This window comes from Pedobacter sp. L105, assembly GCF_009765875.1.
In the GTDB taxonomy this organism is placed as follows: domain Bacteria; phylum Bacteroidota; class Bacteroidia; order Sphingobacteriales; family Sphingobacteriaceae; genus Pedobacter.
Genome location: NZ_LMUP01000014.1, coordinates 40,715 through 52,344 on the forward strand (window position 1 = coordinate 40,715; position 11,630 = coordinate 52,344).

The 11,630-nt window shown below is 43.7% G+C and carries 13 protein-coding genes; 10 read left to right on the forward strand and 3 right to left on the reverse strand.

Annotated elements, in window-relative coordinates; genetic code table 11:
- Positions 1 to 156: 156 nt before the first annotated feature.
- Both map and GSQ84_RS23205 read right to left on the reverse strand, forming a co-directional pair.
- Positions 157 to 966, reverse strand: a complete 810-nt coding sequence (gene map, locus GSQ84_RS23200) for a type I methionyl aminopeptidase (RefSeq protein ID WP_158799766.1) — start codon at positions 964 to 966, stop codon at positions 157 to 159.
- An 89-nt stretch (positions 967 to 1,055) separates the two neighbouring features.
- Positions 1,056 to 1,445, reverse strand: coding sequence for a tautomerase (locus tag GSQ84_RS23205; protein WP_158799767.1), 390 nt, complete (start codon positions 1,443 to 1,445; stop codon positions 1,056 to 1,058).
- A gap of 159 nt (positions 1,446 to 1,604) precedes the next feature.
- Between GSQ84_RS23205 and GSQ84_RS23210 the strand changes: the two genes are divergently transcribed.
- The 6 genes from GSQ84_RS23210 to fumC are packed head-to-tail and all read left to right on the forward strand — an operon-like array spanning position 1,605 to position 9,063.
- Positions 1,605 to 2,756 (forward strand): porin, encoded by a 1,152-nt coding sequence (locus GSQ84_RS23210; protein WP_158799768.1) that lies wholly within the window; start codon positions 1,605 to 1,607, stop codon positions 2,754 to 2,756.
- Positions 2,757 to 2,796: 40 nt separating this feature from the next.
- Positions 2,797 to 4,260: an anion permease gene (locus tag GSQ84_RS23215; RefSeq protein WP_158799769.1), complete on the forward strand. Its 1,464-nt coding sequence runs from the start codon at positions 2,797 to 2,799 to the stop codon at positions 4,258 to 4,260.
- An 18-nt stretch (positions 4,261 to 4,278) separates the two neighbouring features.
- Positions 4,279 to 4,956, forward strand: coding sequence for a succinate dehydrogenase cytochrome b subunit (locus tag GSQ84_RS23220; protein WP_158799770.1), 678 nt, complete (start codon positions 4,279 to 4,281; stop codon positions 4,954 to 4,956).
- Complete coding sequence (locus GSQ84_RS23225; RefSeq protein ID WP_158799771.1) at positions 4,953 to 6,869, forward strand: fumarate reductase/succinate dehydrogenase flavoprotein subunit; 1,917 nt, start codon at positions 4,953 to 4,955, stop codon at positions 6,867 to 6,869. Before GSQ84_RS23220 ends, GSQ84_RS23225 begins: the two co-directional genes overlap by 4 nt.
- 5 nt (positions 6,870 to 6,874) lie before the next feature.
- Positions 6,875 to 7,621: a succinate dehydrogenase/fumarate reductase iron-sulfur subunit gene (locus GSQ84_RS23230; protein WP_158799772.1), complete on the forward strand. Its 747-nt coding sequence runs from the start codon at positions 6,875 to 6,877 to the stop codon at positions 7,619 to 7,621.
- A gap of 11 nt (positions 7,622 to 7,632) precedes the next feature.
- The gene (gene fumC / locus GSQ84_RS23235) at positions 7,633 to 9,063 is read left to right on the forward strand and encodes a class II fumarate hydratase (RefSeq protein ID WP_158799773.1); all 1,431 of its coding nucleotides are present in this window, start codon (positions 7,633 to 7,635) and stop codon (positions 9,061 to 9,063) included.
- Positions 9,064 to 9,105: 42 nt separating this feature from the next.
- Here the strand turns inward: fumC and GSQ84_RS23240 are convergent, their stop codons facing one another.
- Entirely contained in the window at positions 9,106 to 9,708 is a 603-nt protein-coding gene (locus GSQ84_RS23240; protein WP_158799774.1) for a Crp/Fnr family transcriptional regulator, read from the reverse strand.
- A 369-nt stretch (positions 9,709 to 10,077) separates the two neighbouring features.
- On the opposite strand from GSQ84_RS23240, the gene GSQ84_RS23245 reads away from it, so the two are divergent.
- From GSQ84_RS23245 to GSQ84_RS23260, 4 genes are all read left to right on the forward strand, one after another.
- Positions 10,078 to 10,536, forward strand: coding sequence for a MauE/DoxX family redox-associated membrane protein (locus GSQ84_RS23245; RefSeq protein ID WP_158799775.1), 459 nt, complete (start codon positions 10,078 to 10,080; stop codon positions 10,534 to 10,536).
- Positions 10,533 to 10,853, forward strand: coding sequence for a hypothetical protein (locus GSQ84_RS23250; protein WP_158799776.1), 321 nt, complete (start codon positions 10,533 to 10,535; stop codon positions 10,851 to 10,853). The genes GSQ84_RS23245 and GSQ84_RS23250 overlap by 4 nt, the downstream gene beginning before the upstream one ends.
- 93 nt (positions 10,854 to 10,946) lie before the next feature.
- A complete protein-coding gene (locus tag GSQ84_RS23255; RefSeq protein ID WP_158799777.1) occupies positions 10,947 to 11,264 on the forward strand; it encodes a hypothetical protein in 318 nt (105 codons plus the stop codon).
- A 3-nt stretch (positions 11,265 to 11,267) separates the two neighbouring features.
- Positions 11,268 to 11,585: a hypothetical protein gene (locus GSQ84_RS23260; protein WP_158799778.1), complete on the forward strand. Its 318-nt coding sequence runs from the start codon at positions 11,268 to 11,270 to the stop codon at positions 11,583 to 11,585.
- The last annotated feature ends 45 nt before the right edge of the window (positions 11,586 to 11,630 follow it).

The window sequence follows — 11,630 nt, forward strand, 5'->3', positions numbered from 1 at the left end:
AATTGCCAGCTATTTTTGTCTTGCAACTCTAAAAGGTACATATCATTTATTTGCTAAAACGAATAAATCTCTTCATTTAAATGAAATCGAAAACGTTCTCAATCTGTGAAGAAATTTATTTCGTTCTACTATTGGATATCTTGATGGATGTTACCGCTAAATCGAATAATAACTGCTATTCAGGTTGCTATTCAATTTCTCTGCCTGTTCAATTCCGCTAAAATCTGTAAGGATCTCGGGCTTGCCTTTTTTTACGCAAACGTTGTGTTCAAAATGGACAGCTGGTGAGCCGTCTGCTGCAACAATAGTCCAGCCATCATCAAGGAAATGGATCTCACGGCTTCCCATAGTGATCATCGGCTCAATAGCCAGTACCATATTTTCCTGTAGTTTTTTTCCGCTGCCCCTTCTTCCGTAATTGGGTACCTGCGGATCTTCGTGCATTTCCCGGCCAACACCATGTCCAACCATTTCCCTGATCACACCATAACCGTGCTGGCCGTAGGTATAGTTTTCAATGGCATATCCAATATCGCCGGTACGGTTGCCGGTCACCGCTTGCGCAATACCAATATATAAGGCTTCCTTGGTCACTTTTACCAATTGAAGTATCTCGGGGGTAGTTTCTCCTAAAATGAAGGTATAAGCACTGTCGCCATTAAATCCATTTTTAGAAACTACTGTGTCTATCGTAATGATATCGCCTTCTTTAAGCACATGACTGCCCGGAAAACCATGAACTACCTGGTCATTTACAGATATACATAAGGCATATGGAAATCCATGGTAACCTTTACAGGAAGGCGTACCGCCATTGTCCCTGATAAAAGTTTCTGCCAGTGTATCCAGTGATAGGGTAGTAAGGCCTGGTTTAAGGATCTTAGCAATTTCGGTGATCGAAGCGTTGACCAGCAAACAACTTTCGCGCTGTATCTCTACTTCTTCATTCGTTTTATATAAACTCATTTTGTTATTTTAATCTATAAAAAGTACAAATTTAAGATTAACTCGGAAATGAATTTTATTTATTTTGTCAAATAGCAATAAATGATGCATTATTGCTCCTCTGGCGACCAGTCTTCGCTCAAACCGCCCATCAAGGGATGGTACATTTCATTGCCTGCATGCTGGGTAAATTCCACATTCAATTCATTGGTTGCTAATCCGAGGATTTCCACACAGGCGGCGATCAATGCTTTGGCCAGTTCTGTACGGGTTTCTGGTGTGCGGCCGCTGCGGATATCACACATTAGGAGTGCCCCTGGTCTGGGCTCTTCATTGGTGCAGCGCCACACTGCCCCTTCACCTAATTCCCTGATCGTAAAGGTTACCCGGTTCAAATTCGCCTGCATAATTGCAGAGAATATGTCTCCTACGCGTTTAGCCAGTATCTGTTTAGTGGCTACGGGATATGTTTTAGTAACATCGAGCTGTATATAAGGCATGTTTTTATGATTTAATATACAAAGATCAATCAATGACTGACATAATATGTGATGAACATCATATTTTATACTGACCTGTGACATCCGTCACTATTCTGGTTAGTTGACCTTTGATTAAACAAAGAGGTTTAATTCTATCCCTCTGATTTTAATCATTTTATGAACAAATTTTTCCTTTTATTGCTGCTGGCATCCTGCCGTATTTTAACTGCGAATGCCCAGGGAATAACCATCAATGTCCCGGAAATTACCAAGCCCGATACCACGGCTTCCAGTAAAGCGAAGATTACCATACAAGGGTTGTTCCAGGCCCGGTATGCGTTTAGCGGAAATAAAAATGTTGACGTAACCGGTTTGCAGCATATGGATGGTAAAGCTGTAGACAATAACTATAGTATCAAAAGGGCAAGGTTGCAGTTTACCTCAGAAATATCCGATCGTACAACGGTTGTCATGCTCTTAAACCTGGCAGATTTTGAAGGAAACCCATCTAATAAGGTGCTGGAAAATGCCTATATCACTTATCGGCTTAACCCCTATATCCATTTAAAAATGGGACAGTTCAGGCCGGCTTTCGGACTGGAGGATATGTATCCCGTAGATGTGATCAAATCCCTGGATTATTCCAATCAATATACCGCCTTTGGTAATAACGGATGGCAGAGCTTTCAGTTAGGGGCCAGTATTTTCGGTGGTGTTGGCGGTGCAATACCGATTAAATATGAAGTCTCAATGGTTAATGGAAACAACAGGAACCAGCTAACCGACAACAATAACGGCAAGAGTTTTTCTACGCGTGTAGAATTTGAACTGGAGAAAAAGCTTCAGATTAAACTCGGACTGAACGGAGGACTGGCCAGTGTGTATGGCAGCCATGTGTATGCTTCCGGCGCAGATCTATCCGCAACAGTACCTATTGTAAAAAAATGGTCGCTGGAAATGGAAACTGAATTTAAGCAGGGAAATAACCATGCACTGTATTATGCCATGGATTCTGCCAAAAGGGTAGGTACCGTTTCGCAATACCAGATGCGGGGCATGTACTTCCTGCCAAATATCAGGTATGCTATTAATTACCACCGGTTAAGCTCACTGGAATTCTCCTGCAGGTATGAATACTTCGATGAAGATTTTAAACATGCCAGTAATCCGCGTCAAACCTATACACCAATGATCAGTGCCGAGTTCCTGAAAGCCTATAGTGCCAGGATACAGCTTGGGGTGAATATAGATCATTACAGTAAGAACGTTCCGCTCACTACCCAGTATAATAACTCGCTCTTCGTGGTACAGGTGCAGTCGAGGTTATAACGATCAATTATTTTTTTAAACCAACCATACAATCTATCCAATGACAAAACCTTCAGTAGCAGCCATCGTGCTGCCCAAAGAAATCCAGCTTATTCCCCTGCTGATCACGGTAGTGGTTGGCCTGGTTATCTGGTTTATCCCCGCTCCGGAAGGAGTGAAACCACAGGCCTGGCATTTGCTGGCTATATTCCTGGCTACCATACTGGGCATTATCCTAAAGGCTTCCCCAATGGGAACGCTCTGTATGATGGCCATTGCGGTGGTTGCCATTACGGGTGTTCTGGCACCGGGCGACCCTGCCAAGTCTGTAACCCTTGCGCTGAGCAGTTTTGGCGATAAAGTGATCTGGCTCATCGGCATTAGTTTTTTTATTGCCCGCGGTTTTATCAAAACAGGACTGGGCAGCAGGATTGCTTATATTTTTATCAAGTTTTTTGGTAAAAGCCCTTTAGGCCTGGCCTATAGCCTGGGTGCAGCAGATCTGATCCTTGCACCCGCTATTCCAAGCAATACGGCCAGGGGTGGCGGTATCATTTATCCGATCATGAAGTCCATGTCAATGAGCCTGGGCTCTATGCCCGATAAACCAGAAACACACCGCAAGGTTGGCGCTTACCTTACATTGAACAGTTATTATATGAACCTGATTGGTTCTGCCATGTTCCTTACCGGTACGGCTAGTAACCCTATGGCGCAGAAGTTTGCTGCCGGCATGGGCATACACTTCACCTGGATGTCGTGGTTCTGGGCCGCTATCGTTCCAGGCATGGCCTCGGTAGTTATTATTCCCTATTTATTGTACAAAATTTTTCCTCCCGAACTAAAGACAACACCCGAGGCACCCGCTATGGCTGTACAAAAGCTGAAAGAGATGGGGGCGATCACAAAAAATGAATGGCTGATGCTGCTCGCTTTTGCCATTTTACTGGTACTGTGGGTAACCGGCGATATCTTTAAAATAGATGCTACTACCACCGCTTTTATAGGCTTAACTATTCTTTTGCTCACACAGGTATTGACCTGGGATGATGTGAAATCAGAAAAGGGCGCCTGGGATACCATCGTGTGGTTTGCCACTTTAGTGATGATGGCCGGACAGTTAAACTCACTGGGTTTTATCCCCTGGTTCGGACATCTGATTCAGGTGCAGCTGCTGGGCCTATCCTGGACGATCGCTTTTCCCATTATCGTGCTTGTTTATTTTTTCAGCCATTACCTGTTTGCCAGTGCAACAGCACATGTGGCCGCCATGTATGCCGCTTTACTGGCAGTAGGCGTGGCCATGGGCGTACCGCCAATGCTGCTGGCACTGATGCTGGGTTTTACCGGTTCATTGTATGGCACACTTACACATTATGCACATGGCCCGGCACCGGTATTTTTTGGGAGCGGTTATGTAGAGATCAAACAATGGTGGACCATCGGTTTACTCATCGGTATTGTCTTTTTAGCTATCTGGATGGGCTTAGGCGGTTTATGGTGGAAAGTAACAGGAATTTATTAAGGAATATAAAAGAAAAATATGAAAATCAACTTATTAACCAGCACTTTGTCGCGTAAGAACCTGATGGCCCTTACCGGATTGTTCCTCTGTTTTTTCCTGCTGATCCATTTACTGGGTAACCTGCAATTATTGCTCCCGGCGGCTAAAGCCTCGGAGATGTTCAACTGGTATTCCGATCTGCTGTCTACCAATATCTTTATTATGATGATCTCCTATGTGCTTTATTTCTGCCTCATCGCACATGCTGTAGACGCTCTGGTGATCACGCTTAAAAACAAAAAGACAGCGGCAAAGTACGTGTATGACGACCGTAAGCAGGTAAGTAAATGGTATTCCCGGAATATGGGGATACTGGGCAGCTTATTATTGATCTTCCTGGTGATCCACTTTAAAGATTTCTGGTACGTCTATAAATTCGGTGCCCTGCCTTATGACAGAAACGGGCACAAAGACTTGTACGCCATTGTAGTGAATGCTTTTAAATCCTGGTGGTACGTATTGATCTATGTGTTGGCGATGATTGCTCTGGGCTACCATTTACTGCATGGTTTTAAAAGTGCAGTAAGGACACTTGGATTGTACCATCCCCGTTATGCGGGTTATGTGCAGGTCTTCGGCATCTTCTACAGTTATGCGCTTAGCATCGGCTTTGCCATCATTCCCATTTATGTTCACCTTACTCAATTCGGATTATGAAATTAGATGCCAAAATTCCGGCAGGCCCCTTAGCGGATAAGTGGAGCTCTTATAAAGAACATGCAAAATTAGTAAACCCTGCCAACCGGAAGAAACTGCCGGTAATCATTATCGGAACTGGTTTATCGGGTGCCTCTGCGGCGGCATCGCTGGCAGAGCAGGGTTATCCTGTAACTTCTTTTTGCTTCCAGGATTCTGCCCGAAGGGCACATTCCGTAGCCGCACAAGGAGGGGTAAATGCTGCAAAAAATTATCAGAATGACGGCGATTCGGTTTACCGGATGTTTTATGATACGTTAAAAGGTGGCGACTTCAGGTCGCGGGAAGCCAATGTTTACCGCCTGGCAGAATGTTCATTGAACCTGATTGACCAGGCTGTGGCGCAGGGTGTTCCCTTTGCCAGGGAGTATGGCGGCTATTTGAGCAACCGCTCTTTTGGCGGTGTGCAGGTAAGCCGTACATTTTATGCACGCGGACAAACCGGGCAGCAGCTGTTGCTGGGTGCTTATCAGGCATTGATGAAACAGGTAGACCTGAAAAAAGTAACCCTCCATACCCGGCATGAAATGCTCGACCTGGTGGTGGTAGACGGCAAAGCAAAAGGTGTGATTGTTCGTAACCTGGATTCTGGTGAAATTGAGCGTTATGCAGCTCCGGCCGTTGTGATTGCTACCGGTGGTTTCGGAAAGATCTACTATTTGTCTACGCTGGCCATGGGCTGTAATGCTTCGGCCATCTGGCGGGCGCACAAAAGAGGGGCTTTGATGGCCTGTCCCAGCTGGACGCAGATCCATCCCACCTGTCTGCCGCAGGCAGGAGATTATCAGTCTAAGTTAACACTGATGTCAGAATCCCTGCGTAACGACGGACGGATCTGGGTACCCAAATTAAAGGACGAAAAGAGAGAGGCCAATGCTATTCCAGAAGAGGAAAGGGATTATTACCTGGAAAGGCGTTATCCGTCTTTTGGTAACCTGGCACCACGTGATATTGCTTCCAGAGCAGCGAAAGAGAGGATTGATGCCGGTTTTGGCGTAGGTAAACAGCGCAATGCAGTTTACCTGGATTTCTCTAAAGTGATCAAAGAACAAGGCATAGATAAGGTGAAAGAAAAGTATGGCAACCTGTTTTCTATGTATAAAAAGATTACCGCTGATGATGCTTATGCGGCACCGATGAAGATCTCTCCGGCAGCCCACTTTTCTATGGGCGGGCTCTGGGTAGATTATGAACTGATGACTACCATCCCGGGGCTTTTTGCGGTAGGTGAAGCCAATTTTGCCGACCATGGTGCTAACCGGCTGGGGGCAAATTCATTGTTGCAGGCTTCTGTAGACGGCTACTTTATCCTTCCTTATACGCTGGCCAATTATCTGGCCGGAGAACTGAAGGCAGAAAAGATCACCACTAAACATCCTCAGTTTGATCTGGCAGAAAAAGAAGTGAAGGAACAGCTGGCAAAGCTGATAAAGATTAAAGGCACCAAAACGGCAGATGATTTTCACAAGGAACTAGGGAAGTTATTATATGATAAATGTGGTTTATCACGTTCTGCTGCCGGCTTAAAAGAAGCCATAGCCGGTATTCAAGTGTTGCGGGCTGCATTTTACAAAGAACTGATCGTTTCGGGCGAGCCCGGAGAGATCAATGCCGAGCTGGAAAAAGCGGGCAGGGTGGCCGATTATCTGGAGATCTCGGAGCTGATGTGCCATGATGCACTGAGCCGTGAAGAATCTTGCGGGGCGCATTTCAGGGAAGAATACCAAACCCCTGATGGCGAAGCACTCCGTAACGACGAAAAGTTCTGTTACGTTTCTGCCTGGGAATGGGCAGGAAAGGATATCGAACCTGTCCTTCATCCGGAACCGCTGGTATTCGAGTTTGTTAAATTATCTGTTAGAAGTTATAGCTAGAAATCATGAAAATACATCTTAAAATATGGCGTCAGAAAGATGCCTCCACAAAAGGTAAACTGGTTGATTACGACCTGGATCAGGTAGACCAGAATATGTCTTTTCTGGAAATGATAGATACACTGAATAAACAGTTGATTCTTAAAGGTGATACACCGGTAGAGTTTGACCACGACTGCAGGGAAGGCATTTGCGGAAGCTGCGGCATGATGATCAACGGTCAGGCGCATGGCCCGGTACCCGGATTAACGGTATGCCAGCTGCACATGCGTGAGTTTGCAGCAAATGAAACGATCTATGTAGAACCCTTCAGGGCTTTGGCTTTTCCGGTTAAGCGCGACCTGAAAGTGGACCGTTCTTCTTTCGACAGGATCATCCAGTCGGGTGGTTACATCACTGCTAATACCGGGCAGCCACAGGAAGCGAATGCGCAGCTGATCACCCATGAGATCGCCGAAGCTGCTTTTGATTCTGCCGCCTGTATCGGCTGTGGTGCCTGCGTAGCTACCTGTAAAAATTCAAGTGCAGCATTGTTTACTTCAGCTAAGATTTCCCATCTGGTAAAATTACCCCAGGGAAAACAGGAAGCCGCTAAAAGGGTACTCAAGATGGTTGCACAAATGGATGCAGAAGGCTTTGGCCATTGCAGTAACACAGAAGCCTGCGAAGCGAAATGCCCGCAGGGCATATCCGTATTAAACATAGCCCGGATGAATTGGGAACATCTAAAAGCAGCAATATTTAAAGATTAATAAAACAGATCATGTCAAACGAAATCAAACCAATAACCATTCCCCCAGTCAATTTCAGAACTGAAAAGGATACCATGGGCGAAGTGCAGGTTCCGGCCACTCAATACTGGGGACCGCAAACCGAAAGGTCGCGCAATAACTTTGAGATTGGCCCGAAGGCTTCTATGCCAGAGGAGATCATCACGGCCTTTGCCTATCTTAAAAAAGCTGCGGCTTATGCTAATACTGATTTAAAAGTGCTAAGCGAGGAGAAAAGAGATCTGATTGTTCAGGTATGTGAAGAGATCCTGGAAGGAAAACTGGCCGGTGAATTTCCACTGGTTATCTGGCAGACAGGATCGGGCACGCAATCCAATATGAATGTAAACGAAGTAATTTCTAACCGGGTAAATGTTATACAAGGTCATCAACTGGGAGAGGGCAAACCTTTTATTCATCCGAATGATGATGTGAATATGTCGCAATCTTCCAATGATACTTTTCCTACGGCGATGCATATTGCGGCTTACAAAATTCTGATCGATGTAACCATACCCGGTATAGAGGGTTTACGTGATACACTGAAAGCAAAATCCGAGGAATTTAAGCATGTAGTGAAAATTGGGCGCACCCATTTAATGGATGCTGTTCCGCTGACCCTGGGGCAGGAAATATCTGGTTATGTATCACAGCTGGACCATGGGCTTCGGGCATTGAGAAACACGCTCGACCATCTTTCTGAGCTTGCCCTTGGCGGTACGGCTGTAGGTACAGGGATGAATACCCCAAAAGGGTATGCGGTTAAGGTTGCTGAATACATTGCTAAATTTACCAACTTTCCTTTCCGCACGGCGGATAACAAATTTGAAGCTTTATCGGCCCATGATGCTATGGTAGAGAGCCATGGCGCCTTAAAACAAATTGCGGTATCCTTAATGAAGATCGCCAATGATATACGGATGCTGGCTTCAGGGCCGCGCTGCAGTATCGGTGAACTGCATTTGCCTGAAAACGAACCCGGATCTTCCATCATGCCGGGTAAGGTAAACCCTACCCAGAATGAAGCGGTTACCATGATCGCAGCGCAGGTAATGGGCAATGATGTGGCTATCAGCATAGGCGGATCAAACGGGCAGTATCAGCTCAACGTATTCAAACCGGTTATTGCAGCTAACTTTTTACAGTCGGCCAGGTTGATAGGTGATGCCTGCGCTTCCTTTAATAAACATTGTGCGGCAGGTATTGAGCCAAACTATGAGGGGATAAAAAAACACCTGGAAGAATCCTTAATGCTGGTTACCGCTTTGAGCCCTCATATTGGTTATGAAAATTCGGCCAAAATCGCAAAGAAAGCGCTGAAAGAAAACATCACGTTGCGTCAGGCCGCCGTAAGCCTGGGTTTATTAACCAGCGAGGATTTTGATCAGTGGGTTAAACCAGAAGATATGGTAGGAACAATATAGCCCTGATTTGATGAAGAAAACAGATAGAGGAAACCTGTTCCTCTATCTGTTTTCTTTGATCATTTTAGATAAGTATTGGGGGGTAACTTCCAAAAATGAGGCGATAATTTCCTTTGATACTTTCTGTTCTACATAGGGATAGCGGTCTAGTAATTCCTGGTACCTTTCCCATGCAGATGGCTTCGCATAGTTATAAAAGCTTTTGTGGCTATATTTATTACTGTACACGACCAGTTTACTCATAAATCTGTTGATAAAAGGGAAGCGCTCAAAAATATCAATTAGCTGCTGATAGGAAATTGAGTTCAGCGTACTATTTGGCATTACTTCGAGGTAGATATCAGTTGGTGTTCTGTGAATAAAGCTATTCACATCGGTCATGATAGAATGGTCATCCCATAAAAAGGTTGTTTTTTCTTTTCCTTTTTCATCGGTTTTATAACCGCGTACTACGCCCTTCACAATGAAATAAATGCGGTCGGGAATCATGCCGGCCGTTAGGATCAGCACCCGGTGATTGTGGTGACTGGTACTGATCCGGGAATTGACATATTGGATCAATTCGCTTCTTATCATTCCGTTTTTTAATTCTTCTGGCATAGGGTCCAGGTCCAGGAGATAATCTGTTAAATTTTGCTTTATCATGTTTTTACAGTTATAGGTTTTTTAGCTGTTACACTACAGGCATTGTTACTATGATATAATTATCACAGCTTATTATTTAGCATTATCTCTCAAAACAAATCTAAAATTTATTATGGAATAATAACACTAACAGATGTAGTATTGCTTGTGTGTTATTACCTGTAAAGCACTGGCGTAAAACAACCTTTTTACAGGGAAATATAAAACGTTTTTTGAACCTGAGATTAAGTCATTTCTGAAACTGAGGTTAAGCTGTTTCTGAAACTAAAGTTAAGTAATTTTTGAATCTCAGATTAAGTGATTTCTGAAATCAAAGGCACTCCTTTAAGGAATGTACCGTCTTAACTTAGTACTACTAATTATTTACTTATGGAAACAACACTGAAAAAAAGATCGCCTTTTTTTATAGGCGAAAAGCGTAAAATGATCATTAGAGAGGTGATTATCTCCTTTTTCATCCTTCTATTTATGCACACGGCAACCAGCAAAATATTCACGTTTAAAAGCTTTGACAAAGTACTGAGCGAGGTGCCGATGTTTGGTTCTTTTCATACTGCAATTGCAGTTATGATCCCTTCTTTAGAGATCATTATCGGGGCGCTTTTGATCGTTCCCGTAACCAGGAAAATCGGCCTTTATGCTTCGCTGATTTTGATGGTGATTTTTACAATTTATCTGAGTTATATGGTGCTCTCTATGCACAGGCTGCCATGCAGCTGCGGAGGGATTATTTCTCACCTGTCCTGGCAAAATCATATCTGGCTGAATGCTGGTTTGATTGTGCTTGCATCCTTTGGAATCTTAACAAACCTAAATAAAAAACAATGATGAAAAAAGTAGTATTAGGCCTTATGCTGACGGCAATAGCTGTTGGGGGCAGCGCATTTACGAATGCAAAAAAAGCAATTAATGAGGGGTATCTGATTCAGCCATTATCAGGTATATTTTTTAGATCAGCAAACGCAACTGGAGTCTGTTTCAATCTATTAAGTATTCAAAGCTGTGTATATGCAGTCAACCCAACGAGCAAAATAAATATTCCTTCACAGACATATTACAGTGATAATGATGTGAATAATTTTATAGCTCAAGGATGGCTGGATGAAGTGCCTACTTCTAACAATGGTCTTTACATCATTGAATAAAAGTTATTATATAGTCATCAAATAGCACACTAACAGGGAAAGCTGTAGCCTGTTTAAAGAAATGCGGCTGTAATCATATAAAAAACAATAAATATGAAAAAAGTAGTATTAGGCCTTATGCTGACAGCGATTGCTGTTGGGGGCAGTGCATTTACGAATGCAAAAAAAGCGATTAATGAAGGTTATCTGATTCAACCATTGTCAGGAATATTTCTGAGGGCAAGTAATGCGAATGGAGGATGTTTTAATTTATTGAGTACGCTCAGCTGTGCATATTCAGTAAATGCAGCCGGTAAAATAAATATTCCTGCACAGGCATGGTACAGTGCTGATGATGTTAATGATTTTATTGCTGAAGGCTGGCTGGATGAAGTACCGTATTCAAATCATGGCCTTTATATTATTATTTAACTGATGAAGAAATTATTATTAGGCCTTTTACTGACAGCGATAGCGGTTGGGGGTAGTGCATTTACCAATGCAAGAAAAGCGATCACAGAAAATTATATTTTACAGACGGCATCCGGCTTCTTTATCCGGCAGGCCACTGCACCTGGTGGTTGTACTTCCAGCTCTGGTTTAAATTGCGAATATGCGGTTACGGCTTTTGGAAGATTGTATATACCAGCACAATCTTCTTATACCAGCGCCAATATACAGGATTATCTGGATAATGATTATCTGGAACCTATCGATGGAGTAGGTCCGGGCATTTATCATGCTGTTCCCTAAAAGGGGATGAATTAAAAAACGGGTTGTATGTCTTTGTACATATAA